We start from the raw sequence: 17,602 nt of genomic DNA, 5'->3' as shown, positions 1-17,602 counted from the left end.
TAGGATTCGGGGCGCGCAAAACGGCGCGCCGGGCAAATTTGAGGCCTTCTATTTGCCCAGCCGCCCGCGTGCAAGGGGCAAAGCCCGGATCAGCCTTGTTTTGCCGCCGATTTGACCAAAAAAACGCCCCGGACCTGGCCGGAGCGTTCTTGAGGAATTGTTCGCGGGATCAGAACTTCCAACGCGCACCCAGCACCCAGGCCTCGTTATCATCGAAACTCGTGGTGTCATCGAAATCATGGTTACGGTATTTCAAATAGGCATCAGTATTGATACTGTCGATGCGCTGTACCACAGCGATACCCCAGGCCTTAGTACTCGAGCCGTCGATCGAGAAATCAGATCCGTCGAAATAGTCGATGCCGATACCAGTCTTACCCCATGACACCCAATCGTCTTCATACGCAAGCTTCGCATACCAATAATTCGGGTCACTGGCACCGCTGGAAGTGTCATCTCTTGTACCCAAAGCTGCGGTTACGCTGAAACCACTGGGCAGCAGAACCGAGGCGGACCCGATTGTGTCTTTTCTCTCCCCGGATCCGCTATCGTAATCGCGCACGGCGTAGGCGAGGGATGCAGCAATCTCCACCCCGTTGGATAAGGTATTTCCATAGGACACCGACACATCGTAGTAATCATCGTCATCGCTGCTGGACAGGATGTTCTGACCATAGGCTATCGCTGCCGAAAACCCATTGAAATCTGGCGTGTCATAGCGAATGCGCCCGCGCCTTGAACCATCGAAGTTATCAGATGTGTCACCAACGGTAATGCCGCTTAGCATTCCATCAGACTCACGATAAAAGAAGGCGCCATTCTCATCATTGGTGAACGAATAGAGCGCCGTGCCAACATAGGATAGATCGGATTCGGCCGCTCCATCCGAGGCCATGCTGCCCTGCCCGGCAGAAAATTTACCATAGCCGCCCTTCAACGCAAAATCGACGTGCCGAATATCTTCACGGTTCCAACCATCGGCATTTGTCCCATCCTGGTTGGCGCTCCCCGTGCTCGGCAGGCCCAGACCGGATTCGAAACGGAAGGTAAACTCATTGCTACCGTAGGGTTGCATCAAAAACAGCCCTACACGGCTGTTGGACAGATCATTGTCCAGCAAACGGGTTTCCGTCTCATCCCCGTCGTCAACTGAGACAATTACGGGGTTAAACTGGCCATACAGCTCAACATAACCGCCGCTGTTGTTGTTATATCTAAGCTCCGCCGCTGCTGGGATGGCCGATGCAGCGGTCAGACAAGTCGCAATCGTGCTTATCGATACTTTCTGGGTCATAGTCATTCACCATAATGGATCCATTTACGGGCACTGCTCGCTTGTGCGCGATTTCTCTATGATCCCCTGTCTCGGGCCCATTCAGCTCGCGCATCTTGTGCGAATATAACCGCAGCTGAAGGGTGTTAATTTGATCTACTTCAAAACGATAGAATATATGTCATCCAAGTCACCCAGACCGCTTGCCGCAATACTGACGCCTGACCTGAATTTCACCATACGCTCATTTTGGGACATCGAATACTGCAGCAGCGGATTTTCGCCGAGGCGATTATGAACCCGCTTCCCGCAAAACCCGTGGCAACTGTTCGGGCAAATCTTCGGCGATCAACCCCGGCCCGAAGGATCGCGCACATTCCACATGCAGCCATGCCGCAGTTTCCGCGGCCTGCAAAGGCGAGAACCGCCGCGCCAGCAACCCGGTGATAAACCCCGCCAACACGTCGCCGGCCCCGGCTGTCGCCAACCAGGGCGCCTCACGTTCATAGACGGCCGAATTCACTGAGCATCGCCCGCTCGGATCCGCAATCACGGTATCGGGTCCCTTGAACAGAACCACGCACCCTGCCCGCCTGGCAGCCTCTCGGGTGGCGTCCACTTTGGAATTGGCCGGACCCTTGATGGGAACCGCCTTCAATTTTTCCGCAATCTCCGGGAACAACCGTGCAAACTCGCCGCCATGCGGAGTGAGAACACAGTTTTCATGCAGCATCTCGAACAAGGCTGCAGGATCATCCGCAAAAGCCGTCAGCGCATCCGCATCCAATACCGTCGCCCGCTCCGCAGCCAACGCAACCGGCACCAGATCGCGCGCGCAGTCCAGCCCCAATCCGGGGCCGAGACACAGAGCGTTCAGCCGCTCATCCTCTAGGATTTTCGACAGACCATCTGCGCTCTCGACCCGCTGCAACATGACCGCCGTCACTTGCGCCGAAACCTCCATCTGAGCCGCAGGAGGCACGCCCAGAGTCACCAGCCCCGCCCCAATCCGCAGCGCCCCCCGTGCTGCCAGCCGCGCAGCACCGGTTTTGCCGGGGCCTCCGGTCATGATCAAGGCGTGGCCGTGCGAGTATTTGTGCTCAAACGAAGCCTTGCTGAGATTCTGTGGCAATCCACTTTCATCTACCAATCGAGACAGCACTCTCCTCAAACGTCGCTCGCTATGCAGATCAGCCAAAGACTTGCGCGAGATCGAACCGAGATCGCTTGGCGAAGACAACCCAATGTCAACTATGACGGTCTTTCCACAGAACTGGGCCCCTACGTCCAGAAGATGTCCACGCTTTTTGCTATGAAACGTAACTGTTAGGTGGGCGCCAACAATTACACCTTCGTCCCCCAGAATCCTACCGCTATCAGCGCAAAGACCAGACGGAATGTCGACCGAAACGACGCGCGGCCACCACGGATCGGCATCCGCCTCTGAACCTATCTGAAGCTTGGCAAGACCAGGTTTCAATCCACCAATCGAACGTATTAGCCCTGTTCCAAACAAAGCATCCAATATCAAATCAGGGCCTTGCGAACCTGACGGTCGGGCTGCGTGTTTCTCCAACTTGGAAACTTCACGTTTGGTCGGTGTCGGCAGGGTAAGCTTAGAAACTTCACCCAGCTCCAGCCACCGCTCATAATTCACCCGCGCATCCGGCGGCAGCTTCTCTAGGTCGCCATACAGAAACACCGCGACTTCCCACCCTTGCTCCCGCAAAAGCCTGGCCACGACGAACCCGTCCCCACCGTTGTTTCCTGGCCCACACAAGACAACTGCCCGCAACGGATCCTCTTCATCTGGCCGCGGATACGTCAGGGAACGCGAGGGGCTGGCCCCTCGCTTGTCCAACTCTGGCCACTCCTCGAAAATCGCCTCGACAACACCCTGCCCAGCCCGTTCCATCAGCTCAAGACCGGTCACCTCACCGGACTCAATGGCCGCTAGTTCGATCGCCCGCATCTGTGCTGCAGTCAGTAAATCTGTCATGCTGAACCCTCGTGCGATTCAATTTCGACTATTTTTTGTGCAAACTGTTCAAAATTTCACCGGCCATCCAATTTCCATGCAACCCGGCATCGCCATTTTCTCATTCACATTGCCGCCCGATCTTAGACGTGGTCAGTGCCATCCTGACAAGAGTTAAAGGGAGCCCGGTATGAAGAAGATCGAAGCGATCATCAAGCCGTTCAAACTGGACGAAGTGAAAGAGGCGCTGCAGGACGTCGGAGTCCAGGGCCTCAGCGTGATCGAGGTCAAGGGGTTTGGCCGTCAGAAAGGTCACACTGAACTTTATCGCGGCGCGGAATATGTGGTCGACTTTCTGCCCAAGGTGAAGGTCGAGGTTGTGCTGGACGACGATCTGGTCGATGCCGCCATCGAAGCCATCGTTTCCGCCGCCAAAACCGACAAGATCGGCGACGGCAAGATCTTTGTCTCACCCGTCGAACAAGCAATTCGCATCCGTACCGGCGAAACCGGTTCGGACGCACTGTAACAAGACCAAATCTTCAATTCAGAGGAATCAAGAGAATGAGCAAGGACGCAGTTCTTCAGCTAATCAAGGACGAAGGCGCCGAATATGTCGACGTCCGCTTCACTGACCCGCGCGGCAAACTGCAGCACGTCACCCTGGTGGCCGATCAGGTAGATGAAGACTTCCTCGAAGAAGGCTTCATGTTCGATGGCTCTTCCATCGCTGGCTGGAAGTCCATCGAAGCCTCGGACATGAAACTGATGGTCGATACCAACAGCGCCTATGTCGATCCGTTCTACGCAGAGAAAACCATCTGCGTGCATTGCTCAGTTGTCGAGCCCGACACCGGTGAAGCTTATGAGCGTGACCCGCGCGGCACCGCCCAGAAAGCCGAAGCCTACTTGAAAGCAACCGGTATCGGCGACGTGGCCTATATGGGCCCAGAGGCAGAATTCTTCCTGTTCGACGATGTGCGTTTTTCCAACAGCATCAACAAAGTATCCTACGAAGTTGATGCAACTGATGCGTCCTGGAACACCGACACCGAATACGAGATGGGCAACATGGGCCACCGCCCGGGCGTTAAGGGCGGTTACTTCCCGGTCAACCCGATCGACGAAGCCCAGGATCTGCGTTCGGAAATGCTGTCGACCATGAAGCGTCTGGGCATGAAGGTCGACAAGCATCACCACGAGGTTGCGTCGTGCCAGCACGAGCTTGGCCTGATCTTTGACAGCCTGACCAAACAGGCAGATGAGCTGCAGAAGTTCAAATACATCATCCACAACGTGGCGCATGCATACGGCAAATCGGCGACCTTCATGCCGAAGCCAATCGCAGGCGACAACGGTACCGGCATGCATGTGAACATGTCGATCTGGAAGGACGGCAAGCCTCTGTTTGCTGGCGACAAGTATGCTGATCTGTCGGACGAGGCACTGTTCTTCATCGGTGGTATCCTGAAGCACGCCAAGACATTGAATGCCTTCACCAACCCGGCGACCAACAGCTACAAGCGACTGATCCCCGGATTTGAAGCCCCCGTCCTGCGTGCTTACTCGGCTCGTAACCGTTCGGGTTGTGTCCGTATTCCATGGACCGAAAGCCCGAAAGCCAAGCGCGTCGAAGCCCGCTTCCCTGATCCGGCCGCAAACCCCTACCTGGCGTTTGCCGCGCTGCTGATGGCTGGTCTGGACGGCATCAAGAACAAGATCGATCCGGGCGAAGCCATGGACAAGAACCTGTACGATCTGCCGGCCGAAGAGCTGGCCGATATCCCGACGGTTTGCGGTTCACTGCGTGAAGCTCTGGAAGCCCTGGCATCGGATCACGACTTCCTGCTGCAGGGCGACGTGTTCACTAAAGACCAGATCGACGGCTACATCGCACTGAAGATGGACGAAGTCGAAACCTACGAACACACGCCGCATCCGGTTGAATACGGCATGTATTACAGCTGCTAATCCAGCATTTTCGACGAAAATTCTATAGGGGCGTCCATCAGGCGCCCCTTGTTTCGTTTGGCCCGATCTTTCACACTTGCCATTACCCCGGTTAGGAGAGATCGCATGTCAGCCGAAACCGCATTCGCCCCGTTCTCGGATTTCGTCACTTCGAAAGAGGAACTGGAACGCATCACCGGCGCGCCCCTTCCCCAGATCATCGCCAAGGAACAAGCCGCGCTGGACGGCATGTGTCGCGACTTTATCGCCACGTCGACCTTCTGCCTGATAGCTTCGGCCAATCCGGGTGGTTATCTGGATATCTCTCCTCGTGGGGATCCCGAAGGGTTTGTTCGGGTGATCTCAGACACTCTGATCGCCATTCCCGACCGCCCAGGCAACAAGCGGACTGACACGTTTCACAATATAATACAGGACCCGCGTGTTAGTGTGATCTTCCTAGTGCCTGGCAAGTTGGAGACTTTGCGCATCCGAGGAACCGCGCGCATATGTATTGACCCGGACTTGCTGAACAGTATGGCAGTGAATAATCGCGCGCCTAAGCTAGCCCTTATGATTCATATCGAGACCGCTTTTGCACATTGCCCTAAATGCGTCATACGGTCGGATATGTGGCAACCTGAAAACTGGCCAGATTCATCAGGGCTTCCCAATATGAACGCCATGATGGTCAAGCACGCCAAAATCGACAAAACGCCGGATGAATGGTTTGATAGCCTGAAGGGCACCGGGGAACTCGACCTTTATTAACCCCTTTTCGTGTGCGGCTTCCCTGCCTAGGCTGCCCCTGTCATTTCATTGGATCGGATTACAAGATGCTTCGGCTTGCTCTTATTTTGGCAATTTCTCTACCTGGCTTTGCGGCAGCGGCTCCCTGTGGCAACACCGGAAATGGATTTGAGACCTGGAAGCGGGATTTCGCGAAGCAGGCCCAGCGCGCGGGAGTAAAAAAGAAGGGATTGCAGGCGCTGAGCCAAAGCCAATACGCCACCCGAACCATTGCCGCGGACCGAAACCAGAAGAGTTTTAAATACTCGCTGGACAAATTCATGCAGATCCGCGGCGCGGATACCATCGTAGCGCAGGGCCGTAAGCGCAAAGCCAGGAACCCTCAGTTCTATGCGACGCTCGAGCGCCAGTATGGGGTGCCAGCGGGCGTTCTGATCGCTATTCACGGAATGGAAACAGGATTTGGAAATTTCATGGGTGACAGCCAGGTTGTGTCAGCAATAACCACTTTGGCCTATGATTGTCGCCGATCCGAGTTCTTTGTCCCTCACGCTATCGGAGCACTGAAGCTGGTCGATCAAGGCAGCATTACGACCAACACTGTTGGTGCCAAGCATGGTGAGCTGGGACATACACAGTTTCTGCCGGGCAATGCCCTGGAATACGGTGTGGATGCCACGGGTGACGGTCAGGTCGATTTCTACAATATGACCGATGCGCTGGCCTCGACCGCTAATTTCCTGCGTAAAAAGGGCTGGAAGCCCGGACGCGGATATCAACCGGGCCAAACGAATTTTGCGGTCATTCAACAGTGGAATGCCGCGACGGTGTACCAAGAATCCATCGCAATCATGGCTGCTCGAATCGACGGATGATTGTGTCGGTCTGTCATGTAGGGCGACCGCAATTCAGACACATTGTCGCCACAGACGCTAAATAGCCCTTAAAATGCCTAGGTTTCCAATGCGTAATCAATCTTGCCGATTTCTCATTTTTTTCCATTTCCGCCCAATTCTTTCCCTTATCTGTTGATAATTTGAGTCATCTGACGGAATGCACAAAGGAATGCGCAGTGACTCCGAAGCACAGCTATCACGGCGGCCTGCAGTTCACAGGCAAGACCAATGGCGCGATCGAGCGGTTTGGTGCCATCGTGGCGGCGACCCTGGAAGATTACGGCCATCTTGTTGAGCGCAAAACGATCTTGAACACGACCGAGGCGAGCATCGTCTCAAGTCAGTACCTCGTGCGCCTTACGCTGGATACCCAACTGGCTGAAACAGAAGATCGGTTTGAACGGCGGGACCGTGCGGCCGGCCTGAGAACCGTCTCGAAACCCCGGGTGACCCTGCCCGAAAACCGGTTGACGGTCACAATTACCCCTGTTTCCGCCTTGCTGGACGACAGCGAGATCTCGGAGCTTATGCTTGTTGTGATCCTGTATCGCATGGTCGATATCTGTGCGACTCAGCGCGTGGAATGGCTGTCTCCGAATACAGTCCTGACCATGGAACAATTCATGAGTGCTTTTGACACTCTGGCGCCCGTTAAACAGCGGGACAGAAAACAAATTTTCGAATCCGTTTCCGGGCCGTTTGCAGGTCTTGAATTAACGGAGACAGAAGATCTGGATGAGCCAAGAAACAAAACGCAGACCTCACATGCGCGGCCAATCCAGCTGTCAGACGAGCAGTTGCTTAGCATTGCTTTTCGGACAGAACCGATCGAGCAGAAACCGGATGATCGGACCGACACTCCCCCCCTCGACCACGAGAAACCCAATGATATCCTGCGACTTACCAGTTGGGGACTTACGGGTGCCGTGGCCAGCGTGTCGGTCCCGATCGCGGCCTCGATGGCTGCCGTCAACCTGATCCGAGGTGAAGATTTCCGCCTGAATACTCAGGTACTTGCCTATTCGGTTGCAATATCAGCGCTCAGCACCAGCGGTGCCTTTGCCGGTGTGGCAACTGCTTTAGGCATGTAGACTAATTCCAATAAGACCCTCCTAAGAAGCCCCGCCGTCAGGTGGGGTTTTCTTTTTGGCGAAGGCTTCCAGCCTCAAGAACATAGGTGTGGATCGAAAAAACCACAGCCCGCGTTTTCGGCAGCCGCAACAATGTTTGCCTCTCGCTGCGTAAATAGCGTGCGGCTCCGGGTGAACTGACCTGGCGCGGTTCTGTTGCGCTTCGAGGCTGATGCAGATCGGCATCCTCATACCACAGCGCATTAAACCGCCAGAGCGGCTTATCGGGCTGAATTCCATCAAACAACCGCTGGACACGGCGCGCGATGCTTTCGTCGTAGCTGTTGACCGGTACATGGATGTCGATCAGGGGACGCATGAATTTTTCTGACAGTCGCCAACTGGCTGGAAAACACAAAACCGCGCCAGTCAAAACATGTTCGTCCCCTTGCTTTTGCAAGATACAGATATCCTCCTGCACCAGTCTGCAAAGGGTTTCCATTGGGGCCTGCCGATCAATCTGGACCTTCTGCCCATCGGCTCTCGTGACGAGGTCTGAGCATCCGGGATACGCATATTGCAACACCAGGTCCAAGACTTCTTGTGCGGCGGGTTCGGCTTCGGGCGCCAGCGCAAGAACATCAGCGTGACGCTCTTTCAGCAACGCTTCCCGATATTCCATCTGGGCCGCGAACGCTTCGTCCTGATGCAACCAAGTTTCCATACTGGCGGGCTGAATACCCGGCAGCGAGCGGGGTTTCAAAGGATCATAGGGAGTAGAGGTCTGCAAAATGGTCGTCATGAGCCCGACCTAACATCGGCACTTCGACTTGTCGGTCAAAAAGCGACGGATGGCGGTCGCAAATTATCAAGACGCTGAAAGAATGCTTCTTCACGCTCGATAGACAGGCAGGGAGGGCTACTATGAACCGTCACCATAGAGATATCCGCAAGATCGACCCCACCAAAGGCACAGCGCTTGGGGACGGCACTCCCAATGATTTGGACCGGATCGAGATCGGTCCCACACAGCTGGCCTTCGCCGAATGGGAAGCCGCCGGCCTGTCCTTGCCGAACCTTGAGAGGATGCGTGAGTATAGGTGGAAACGTCTGACCAAGGCCATCGTTGATCGTGGCTATGGTGGCTTGTTGATGTTTGATCCTCTGAACATTCGATACGCCACAGACAGCACCAACATGCAGCTCTGGAACACGCATAACCCCTTCCGCGCAGTGCTGTTATGTGCCGACGGGTATATGGTGATCTGGGACTATAAAAACTCACCTTTTCTAAGCAAGTTCAACCCGTTAGTGAAGGAACAGCGGTCGGGCGCCGACCTGTTCTATTTCGATCGCGGCGACAAGGTCGATGTTGCGGCGGATGTGCTCTCGAACGAAGTGCGGGCGCTGATTGATGCGCATGGCGGCGGCAACAAGCGGCTGGCTGTGGACAAGATCATGCTGCACGGTTTGCGCGCCCTTGAGGCCCAGGGGTTCGAGATCATGGAAGGCGAGGAAGTCACTGAAAAGTCCCGCGCCGTGAAAGGCCCGGACGAAATTCTGGCGATGCGATGTGCCAACCACGCCTGCGAGACCGCGGTGGCCGAGATGGAGGCATTTGCCCGCGCTAATGTCGGAGACGGAAGAACCTCGGAAGACGACATCTGGGCCATTCTGCATGCCGAAAACATCCGGCGCGGCGGGGAATGGATCGAAACCCGCCTGCTGGCCTCGGGCCAACGCACCAACCCGTGGTTTCAGGAATGTGGTCCCCGGATCACGCAAAAGAATGAAATCATCGCCTTCGATACCGATTTGATCGGGTCTTACGGCATCTGCATCGATATCTCGCGCACTTGGTGGATCGGGGACGAGAAACCCCGCCCGGATATGGTCTATGCCATGCAGCACGCGCATGAGCATATCATGACAAATATGGAGATGCTGAAACCCGGCGTTATGATCCCCGAACTGACCGCCAACAGCCATAGGTTGGATAGCAAGTTTCAGGACCAGAAATACGGCTGCCTGATGCACGGCGTTGGCCTGTGTGACGAGTGGCCTCTGGTCGCCTATCCGGACAAGGCCGTCGCCGGCGCTTATGATTATCCGCTGGAACCGGGCATGGTTCTATGCGTCGAAGCTGCGGTTGGCGAGGTAGGTGGAGATTTCTCAATCAAACTCGAAGATCAGGTTCTGATCACTGAGGATGGGTATGAAAACCTGTCCACCTATCCCTTTGATCCACGGCTTATGGGTTTCGCCTGATCCGTCAGTTCGGCCAGTTTGATCGTTTGACGTTCCCATGCCAGTCCTCGATTTCGGTGCTGGCAAAAGATGTCGGCTGTGTCCAGTTCTGACCCGCGGCAAAACTGATGACCGCAGTTACGGCGATAGCGATCAGTAAATCTACGCGAAGATTTGTGCCATGTGGCTGAGAAGTGAGATGTACCATTGTTGCCTCCGTGGCTGGTTGTGTTCGACAGGCTCAAGATGAGGGTGGCGTTCGCTTTATTAAAGTGAATGTTTGATTGGTAATGCATCACAAAAATTGATGCAATCTATCGCACCAGAACTCCGCCGGCCCCTGACCCAGTCTCACCTTCCCGTGACGCTTCTTACATAGGGGTTGAGACCCCTCGCTGGCGGCCACAATATTGAGGCACCTCATGACGTAAGGAACTGCCATGCCCACCGAACGCATCACCTTTGCCGGTCACGACGGCCACCAACTGGCTGCACGCCTCGACCTGCCGGACGGGCCTGTCCTTGCTACGGCATTGTTTGCCCATTGCTTTACCTGTTCAAAAGATATCCCGGCCGCGCGCAGGATCGCAGCCCGTCTGGCAGCGATGGGTATCGCGGTGTTACGGTTTGATTTCACAGGCTTGGGTCATTCAGACGGCGAATTTGCAAACACCACCTTCACCTCGAATGTTGAGGATCTGATCGCCGCCTCACGGTATCTGGCTGGACGGAACATGTCCCCGTCTCTGCTGATCGGGCATTCTCTCGGAGGGGCAGCGGTTCTGCGCGCCCGAGCTGGTATTTCGAGTGTTAAGGCCGTTGTTACGCTGGGCGCGCCTGCCGATCCAGGGCATGTCTCGCACCATTTCGACGCCGCACTGTCGGAAATCCAACAAGAGGGATCGGCCGAGGTCACTTTGGGTGGTCGCCCGTTCCGTATTGGCAAAGCGTTCGTCGAAGATATCGCCCAATCCGCGCTAACCCCTGCGATTGCGGATTTGAAGGCCGCGCTGCTGATACTTCATGCGCCACGCGACGAAACGGTTAGTATCGACAATGCAAGCGCGATCTTTCTGGCAGCCAAACATCCCAAAAGCTTCGTGACGCTGGACGACGCTGATCACCTGATTACACGCGCGGCGGATGCGGAATATGCTGCAGATGTAATAGCGGCTTGGGTTACGCGCTATGTGGTGCTGCGCCCGCCTGCCCCACCACCGGGTGCGCCCGAAGGCGTAGTGCGGGTGACTGAGGCCGATCCCAACGGATTCCAGCAAGACATTCAGTCCGGCCCCAAGCATCATGTTGTAGCAGACGAACCGGCCTCATATGGAGGCACCGACCGCGGTATGTCGCCCTATGGCTTTGTGTCATCGGGTCTTGGAGCCTGTACTTCGATGACAATCCGGATGTATGCGCGGCGCAAGGGCTGGCCACTAACAGGCATCACTGTCGATGTTTGCCATAACAAAGTCCACGCACAGGATGCGGGTCTGATCACTGACAACAAGGTCGATCTGTTCCGCCGCAAAATCCGGCTCGAGGGCGCCTTGGATCAGGATCAGCGGGCACGTCTGCTTGAAATCGCCGACAAGTGCCCTGTTCACAGGACACTTGAAGGAACAGCGAAAATCACGACGGAATTGCTGTCGTGATCCGCATCAGCGCCGCCGCGGTGACGGGCGGTGAATAGGCGGCCGGGCAACTGGTGGCCGGGCAACCGGTGGACGTGCCGGCGGCTTGGCGACAGGGGGGCGTGGGCGCGCCGGGGGCTTGGTGACCGGAGGTTTGGGTTTGACCGGAGGCTTACCCTGCGGTGGACGATTTACATCAATGTCCACATCAACGTCGTGATAATAGTCGTTCCAAAGCATCGAGTCATAGAACGGATCATATCCGTATCCCACACCAACCGTCACGCCGTCGCAGGCAGACAAGGTGATACTGGTCAAACCGAATACCAGCGCGGCGATCGACCGTTTCATCAGCTTACGAGTCATCCAAACCTCCTCACTGAAGCGACCGGAATGACGCGAATACGGCATTCAGGTCGTCCACATAGCCAGGATCGGCGCCGTCTCTTAATACGGCCACTGCGACAGCCACGCGATCACGCGGCAAGTCAATCACTGTGGCCGTGAAATTTATCCCCCGCCGATCACGGGTACCGGTACCGCGGATAACCCGCGCTGGCAGACCTCCGATCTGGGTTGCGACTGTTTCCGAAACGATCGGATCTTTGACTAGAAACTTGTCGATATCCTGAAGGTATCGCAGGCCACCGTCGATGGATGACACACCAGATGGCGAGACAAATCCAATCCATACGCTGTCATCCGTTACCGGTTTGATCCCCATGACCCGGGCAACCGCGCGGGGATCGTTCAGCTCGGTGTCATCGACCTCACGCGGGCCGCCAGTACGAACCGACCAAAAATCTGGTACCGCAAAGCTGAACAAGGCGCGCCCTTCATCAGTATAGGTGATCGGTGTTTCGGCTTTTGCACTCCCTGCCCCGGCGCAAACAACCGCGCAGGAAAGGGTTACAGCCCTCAATAGATTAGGCATATCTGAATAACCTGTTGTTTCTATTGCTACAGCTTGAACTGTGTCGACCGGTTTTGTCCAGCCTCTTGTTAGCGCAACAAAAAACCGCGCCGGGATCGCTCCGGGCGCGGTTCATGTCAACTAGGTTGACTGTGGTTTAGGTGCGGGCGTCGCCCACCAGCTTCCACAGGCCGGGGATCAGCAGCGCGGCCAGCGCGAGCTTGATCGCATCACCCACCAGGAATGGTGTCAGGCCCCATGCCAGGATCGGCTGGTCCCAGCCATAGAGCTGGCCCAGCCACAGCAGGCCGGGGACATAGATCAGAACGTTGGCCAGTACCAGCGCCAGCGCCATTTTCACGACCGAACGGTCCCAGCCGCGCGCGGCCAGCGTACCCAGCATCAGGGTTGCCAGCACATATCCGACTAGGTAGCCGCCTGTGCCACCCATCATGTAAGTAAGGCCGAATTTTTCAGCCGAAGAGCCCGCGAACACGTCAAAGCCCAGCGCGCCGATCAGCAGATAGCCCATCATGGTTACCAGACCCAGCCGTGCGCCATAGGCGGTGCCGATGGTCAGAACCGCAAATGTACCCATGGTGATTGGAACCGGCCACATCGGCACTTTGATCTTGGCGGCGACGGCCAAGGCAACGATGCCCAAAGCAACCAAAACCACCTGTTTGACGCGCAGCGCCGTCCCTTCACGTGGGCCAAATGCATTGGCCAATACGTTCGCATTCATGTTGTTTCTCCCTAAACGGACCGAGATTCTGCAACAGGAATGCCCTGTCAGCGCCGCATCTGCAAGATGATTACGCTACCGCAGCATGTATTCCGTATTCATTTCGTATGATTTCCGGGGGCCGGACACGGTCCAACGGACCCTCCAGCAGGGCCAGCCCGAGAAATCATAGACTGCGTCATAGCTGTCTGGCGAGCAATTATGATGGTCCGCAGCCTGCGTCACACCCAGCCTGAGCGTGTGAAAATAGCGCCCGTCATCAAAATGCACCGCAACGCTTTCGCCCTTGTCGTGCCACAGGTAGCGGCGCGTTCCCATCATTTCGGGCTGGCCCGGAATGCGCAGAGTTACCGTCTCGTCATAGATCAGACCGTCTTTGGACCTGATGAATCGCGCAGAGCCATCGGCCAAAACCACCTGCCCGGCCCGCGCATCCCGAATGGTGCGTGACAGGCTCCAGCCTCCTTCGAAGTCGGTCAGTTCGTTTGGAAAGGTCATTCGGGATAATACCCGTCTGTGATCTCGCCTGCGCCGTCAATAAATCGAATGATGACACCGCTTTGCAGAACATCATAACACGCCCAGATATCCGAAGGCGGCCAAACCGAGCAATACTGATCGCCCTGCACGGCCCACTTTCCGGTGCTGGGACGGCCCGAAAAATAATGGGTCACCCCGCTTTGGTCGAATGTTTGCCAGATGCCGTCGCCATAAGTTAGTTTTTTGCCCGACAAGGCCTCGGCAATTTCATCACCCGTCAGCGGCCAGAACTCTGTCGCTGCCGCAACACCAGGCCAAAGGGATAAAATCAGGGCAAACCGTCTCATCACCGCACTCGCGCCTTGTTCCGTAGGGCGGCTGGGTTTAAACCGCGCCGCAACGACCTCTGCCAAATCATAAAAAGGTGCCGCTGCCAATGATTCCACGTTATTCCCGCCCCGACATGGTCGCCATCTGGTCGCCCGAGACGAAGTTCCGCATCTGGTACGAGATCGAGGCCCATGCCTGTGACGCCATGGCAGATCTGGGCGTAATCCCGCGTGAAAACGCCGAGGCCGTGTGGAAGGCCAAGGATGTGGAATTCGATGTGGCCCGCATTGATGAGATTGAGGCCGTCACCAAACACGATGTCATAGCTTTTCTGACCCATTTGGCCGAGCATGTCGGCAGTGATGAGGCGCGTTTCGTGCATCAGGGCATGACCAGCTCGGACGTGCTGGATACCTGTTTCAACGTTCAGCTGACCCGCGCTGCCGACATCTTGATCGCCGACCTCGAAGGTTTGCTGGCCGCTCTGAAACGCCGCGCGATCGAACATAAGGACACTGTCCGCATCGGCCGCAGCCACGGCATCCACGCCGAGCCCACCACAATGGGCCTGACATTCGCGCGCTTCTATGCCGAGATGGATCGCAACCTGTCCCGCATGCGCGACGCACGGGCCGAGATTGCAACAGGTGCGATCAGCGGCGCGGTCGGCACCTTTGCCAATATCGACCCTCAGGTCGAAGAGCATGTCTGCGACAAGCTGGGACTGGTGCCCGAACCGATCAGTACGCAGGTCATCCCTCGCGACCGCCATGCCGCGTTCTTTGCCACGTTGGGCGTGATCGCCAGCAGCATAGAAAACGTTGCCATTGAAATCCGTCACATGCAGCGGACCGAGGTTCTTGAGGGGGCCGAGTTCTTCTCGATGGGGCAGAAAGGGTCGTCGGCGATGCCGCACAAGAAGAACCCTGTACTGACCGAGAACCTGACCGGGCTGGCGCGCATGGTGCGCGCGGCGGTGATCCCGGCGATGGAGAATGTGGCGCTCTGGCACGAACGCGACATCTCACACTCCTCGGTGGAACGCATGATTGGGCCGGACGCCACGATCACACTGGATTTTGCTCTGGCTCGACTGACGGGCGTGATCGACAAAATGCTGATCTTCCCCGAGAACATGATGGAGAACATGAACAAGTTCCCCGGTCTAGTGATGAGCCAGCGGGTTCTGCTGGCGCTGACGCAGGCAGGGGTCAGCCGGGAAGAGGCTTATGCTATGGTTCAACGCAATGCGTTGAAGGTCTGGGAACACCGCACAGACTTCAAAGAAGAACTTCTGGCGGATACTGACGTGACCGCCGCGTTGAGCAAGGAGGAGATCGAAGAGAAATTCGATCTCGGCTATCACACCAAACATGTCGATACGATCTTTGCCCGGGTGTTTGGCGAGTAAAATTTCGTAAAGACTCTGCAATACTGACCCGCACAAAATTTTTGTGCGGGTTTTTCTTTGCTTGATCACGGCAGGATCATTCCCGCTTTCTAACTTGTGAATAAATTCGCGCGATCAGTTGTTAGCTTTTGTATAGAACGCGCTATGCTTATTCTGAGCAGCCCTACGAACGGAGACCAATTATGCGCCTCATCCTAGCTTCGGTTATTGCAATTCAGGCCCTTACATTTGCCCCCATGGTTCATGCCGCAGGTGGCGGCGGGGGATCGACGCCGCCAAAAACAACAAACACCACCAAGAAATGTCTGTTCGGACGGGTCTATGATGAGGCCGCGGGCAAATGCGTAAAGCCCAGCAACACCAATTTCACTCAGGATCAGCTGTACCACGCCGTGCGTGAACTGGCCTATGACGGGCAGTTCAAAAACGCCCAAGGCGTGCTGCGCGTGATGGACCAGAATGACGATCGCGTCTTGACCTATTGGGGATTTACCTATCGGAAGATGGGCAAGCTGGAACTGGCGAACCTGTTCTATGAAGGTGCAATTAACGCAAATCCCGACAATATCCTGGCACGTTCCTATATGGCGCAAGGCTTTGTTGCCGAGGGCAAAACCGATCTGGCGATTGCCCAGTGGCGTGAAATCAAGGCGCGTGGTGGCGAAGGAACCTGGGCAGAGGTTTCCCTGCGCGAGGCAATCCGCACCGGACTGACCTACAACTACTAAGCTTCAGCCTTTCTTTACCCGACTCTCTGTAATCTGCCTGTGGAACAGGAACTTTGGCACCGCAGGCAGATGCAGAACACAAACACATTGGTACAGGTGGCCCCGGGGGCTTCTGCCCAGCTGGCTAAAGAAAACGATGACGACCTTCGCTTGGTGGCCCGCAGCCTCAGCAGCCGACAAAAGGCGGCGGTGGTTGTGCGTCTCTTGCTGAATGATGGGGCGGACATTCCGCTGGAAGAGCTCCCCGACGATTTACAGGAAAAGCTAACCCACCAACTGGGCAAAATGGGCCTTGTCGACCGGGTTACCTTGGACGCTGTTGCCGGTGAATTTGCAGATGCGCTGGACAGTGTTGGCCTGTCCTTTCCACATGGTCTGGCGGGCGCTTTGGATGTGGTGAACGACAAAATCGCCCCGGCCACTGCGGCGCGTTTGCGTAAAGTGGCCGGGATACGCCAGATCGGAGATCCTTGGCAGCGATTGCGAGAGATCCCTATAGAAGATCTGGCCGAAATGGCGCAGGCCGAAAGCACCGAGATTGCGGCCGTGATGCTATCGAAACTTGAAATCTCCAAAGCTGCGCAACTGCTAGGGCACCTTCCCGGCCCAGTTGCTCGGCGTATTACCTATGCGGTTTCGAAAACTGCAAATGTCAGCCCAGAGGCCGTCGAGCGGATCGGGTGGTCGCTGGCGGCTCAGATGGATCAGCGCCCTGCCACAGCGTTTGCCGACGGACCGGGTGCCCGCGTTGGCGCGATACTGAATCAGTCCGCTGCCTCGACCCGGGACGGCCTGCTGAGCGCATTAGAAGAAGAAGACGCCGATTTTGCCACCATAGTTCGCCAATCCATTTTCACCTTCGCCCATATCCCGTCCCGCATTCTGCCCCGTGATGTACCGGCCATTCTACGCGGTGTGGAACAACCTGTCCTGGTTAAAGCGCTCGCCGGTGCAGAAACGGAAGGAGACAGGGCATCGGTTGACTACCTGTTGTCCAACATGTCGTCGCGTATGGCCGAAAACCTGCGCGAAGAAATGGATGAGATCGGAAAAATCAAACAACCCGATGCAGAGGAGGCGATGACCCAGATCATTGGCGCCATCCGGACACTTGTCGATGAGGGAACCATCACGCTCCGGGATGATGACGGCGACGAATAAAGAGAGAAAGCGCGCCTAAATTTCTGGCCGAGCAGA

General features: G+C 56.1%; 19 protein-coding genes. 10 read left to right on the top strand and 9 right to left on the bottom strand.

Annotated elements, in window-relative coordinates; translation table 11 throughout:
• Nucleotides 1-169 precede the first annotated feature (169 nt).
• On the bottom strand, nucleotides 170-1,294 hold the full coding sequence (locus AC2FIP_RS01180) for a porin (RefSeq protein ID WP_496676156.1): 1,125 nt from the start codon (nucleotides 1,292-1,294) through the stop codon (nucleotides 170-172).
• A 271-nt stretch (nucleotides 1,295-1,565) separates the two neighbouring features.
• Nucleotides 1,566-3,272, bottom strand: coding sequence for an NAD(P)H-hydrate dehydratase (locus AC2FIP_RS01175; protein ID WP_496784882.1), 1,707 nt, complete (start codon nucleotides 3,270-3,272; stop codon nucleotides 1,566-1,568).
• A 169-nt stretch (nucleotides 3,273-3,441) separates the two neighbouring features.
• Here AC2FIP_RS01175 and AC2FIP_RS01170 point away from each other — a divergent pair, with 169 nt between their 5' ends.
• The 5 genes from AC2FIP_RS01170 (at nucleotide 3,442) to AC2FIP_RS01150 (ending at nucleotide 7,938) form a co-directional block, all read left to right on the top strand.
• The gene (locus AC2FIP_RS01170; protein WP_142633129.1) at nucleotides 3,442-3,780 is read left to right on the top strand and encodes a P-II family nitrogen regulator; all 339 of its coding nucleotides are present in this window, start codon (nucleotides 3,442-3,444) and stop codon (nucleotides 3,778-3,780) included.
• A 35-nt stretch (nucleotides 3,781-3,815) separates the two neighbouring features.
• Nucleotides 3,816-5,222 (top strand): type I glutamate--ammonia ligase, encoded by a 1,407-nt coding sequence (gene glnA, locus AC2FIP_RS01165; protein WP_142633127.1) that lies wholly within the window; start codon nucleotides 3,816-3,818, stop codon nucleotides 5,220-5,222.
• Between the two features lie 105 nt (nucleotides 5,223-5,327).
• Nucleotides 5,328-5,972 carry an MSMEG_1061 family FMN-dependent PPOX-type flavoprotein gene (locus tag AC2FIP_RS01160; RefSeq protein WP_496784880.1) on the top strand — a complete coding sequence of 215 codons (645 nt, stop codon included), beginning with the start codon at nucleotides 5,328-5,330 and terminating at the stop codon, nucleotides 5,970-5,972.
• 65 nt (nucleotides 5,973-6,037) lie between these two features.
• Nucleotides 6,038-6,826, top strand: coding sequence for a lytic murein transglycosylase (locus AC2FIP_RS01155; protein WP_496784879.1), 789 nt, complete (start codon nucleotides 6,038-6,040; stop codon nucleotides 6,824-6,826).
• Between the two features lie 197 nt (nucleotides 6,827-7,023).
• Nucleotides 7,024-7,938, top strand: a complete 915-nt coding sequence (locus AC2FIP_RS01150) for a hypothetical protein (protein ID WP_246097123.1) — start codon at nucleotides 7,024-7,026, stop codon at nucleotides 7,936-7,938.
• A 37-nt stretch (nucleotides 7,939-7,975) separates the two neighbouring features.
• On the opposite strand, the gene AC2FIP_RS01145 is transcribed toward AC2FIP_RS01150, so the two are convergent.
• On the bottom strand, nucleotides 7,976-8,719 hold the full coding sequence (locus AC2FIP_RS01145; RefSeq protein WP_496784878.1) for a heme-dependent oxidative N-demethylase family protein: 744 nt from the start codon (nucleotides 8,717-8,719) through the stop codon (nucleotides 7,976-7,978).
• Between the two features lie 122 nt (nucleotides 8,720-8,841).
• Between AC2FIP_RS01145 and dddP the strand changes: the two genes are divergently transcribed.
• Nucleotides 8,842-10,185, top strand: a complete 1,344-nt coding sequence (gene dddP, locus AC2FIP_RS01140; RefSeq protein ID WP_496784877.1) for a dimethylsulfonioproprionate lyase DddP — start codon at nucleotides 8,842-8,844, stop codon at nucleotides 10,183-10,185.
• Nucleotides 10,186-10,189: 4 nt separating this feature from the next.
• On the opposite strand, the gene AC2FIP_RS01135 is transcribed toward dddP, so the two are convergent.
• Nucleotides 10,190-10,372: a hypothetical protein gene (locus AC2FIP_RS01135; protein WP_142633116.1), complete on the bottom strand. Its 183-nt coding sequence runs from the start codon at nucleotides 10,370-10,372 to the stop codon at nucleotides 10,190-10,192.
• Between the two features lie 232 nt (nucleotides 10,373-10,604).
• Between AC2FIP_RS01135 and AC2FIP_RS01130 the strand changes: the two genes are divergently transcribed.
• Nucleotides 10,605-11,819 carry a bifunctional alpha/beta hydrolase/OsmC family protein gene (locus AC2FIP_RS01130; RefSeq protein ID WP_496784875.1) on the top strand — a complete coding sequence of 405 codons (1,215 nt, stop codon included), beginning with the start codon at nucleotides 10,605-10,607 and terminating at the stop codon, nucleotides 11,817-11,819.
• A 6-nt stretch (nucleotides 11,820-11,825) separates the two neighbouring features.
• Here AC2FIP_RS01130 and AC2FIP_RS01125 read toward each other — a convergent pair whose 3' ends face one another.
• The 5 genes from AC2FIP_RS01125 to AC2FIP_RS01105 all read right to left on the bottom strand — a co-directional run bounded on the left by AC2FIP_RS01125 (nucleotide 11,826) and on the right by AC2FIP_RS01105 (nucleotide 14,283).
• On the bottom strand, nucleotides 11,826-12,164 hold the full coding sequence (locus AC2FIP_RS01125) for a hypothetical protein (protein ID WP_271947672.1): 339 nt from the start codon (nucleotides 12,162-12,164) through the stop codon (nucleotides 11,826-11,828).
• A 10-nt stretch (nucleotides 12,165-12,174) separates the two neighbouring features.
• On the bottom strand, nucleotides 12,175-12,732 hold the full coding sequence (locus AC2FIP_RS01120) for a hypothetical protein (protein ID WP_496688467.1): 558 nt from the start codon (nucleotides 12,730-12,732) through the stop codon (nucleotides 12,175-12,177).
• 136 nt (nucleotides 12,733-12,868) lie between these two features.
• Nucleotides 12,869-13,456: a biotin transporter BioY gene (locus AC2FIP_RS01115; RefSeq protein WP_142633110.1), complete on the bottom strand. Its 588-nt coding sequence runs from the start codon at nucleotides 13,454-13,456 to the stop codon at nucleotides 12,869-12,871.
• Nucleotides 13,457-13,531: 75 nt separating this feature from the next.
• Nucleotides 13,532-13,954 carry a DUF6314 family protein gene (locus AC2FIP_RS01110; protein WP_496695857.1) on the bottom strand — a complete coding sequence of 141 codons (423 nt, stop codon included), beginning with the start codon at nucleotides 13,952-13,954 and terminating at the stop codon, nucleotides 13,532-13,534.
• Entirely contained in the window at nucleotides 13,951-14,283 is a 333-nt protein-coding gene (locus AC2FIP_RS01105; RefSeq protein WP_281994446.1) for a hypothetical protein, read from the bottom strand. The genes AC2FIP_RS01110 and AC2FIP_RS01105 overlap by 4 nt, the downstream gene beginning before the upstream one ends.
• Before the next feature lie 89 nt (nucleotides 14,284-14,372).
• Here AC2FIP_RS01105 and purB point away from each other — a divergent pair, with 89 nt between their 5' ends.
• The 3 genes from purB to AC2FIP_RS01090 all read left to right on the top strand — a co-directional run bounded on the left by purB (nucleotide 14,373) and on the right by AC2FIP_RS01090 (nucleotide 17,566).
• The gene (gene purB / locus AC2FIP_RS01100; protein ID WP_281994445.1) at nucleotides 14,373-15,677 is read left to right on the top strand and encodes an adenylosuccinate lyase; all 1,305 of its coding nucleotides are present in this window, start codon (nucleotides 14,373-14,375) and stop codon (nucleotides 15,675-15,677) included.
• Between the two features lie 182 nt (nucleotides 15,678-15,859).
• Nucleotides 15,860-16,405 (top strand): tetratricopeptide repeat protein, encoded by a 546-nt coding sequence (locus tag AC2FIP_RS01095; protein ID WP_281971903.1) that lies wholly within the window; start codon nucleotides 15,860-15,862, stop codon nucleotides 16,403-16,405.
• A 69-nt stretch (nucleotides 16,406-16,474) separates the two neighbouring features.
• Nucleotides 16,475-17,566 (top strand): flagellar motor switch protein FliG, encoded by a 1,092-nt coding sequence (locus tag AC2FIP_RS01090; RefSeq protein ID WP_496784874.1) that lies wholly within the window; start codon nucleotides 16,475-16,477, stop codon nucleotides 17,564-17,566.
• Nucleotides 17,567-17,602 lie beyond the last annotated feature (36 nt).

This window comes from Ruegeria sp. CDSB114 (assembly GCF_059611025.1).
Note: the sequence above shows the minus strand (reverse complement) of the source record. Positions and strands in the feature narration are given on the sequence as shown.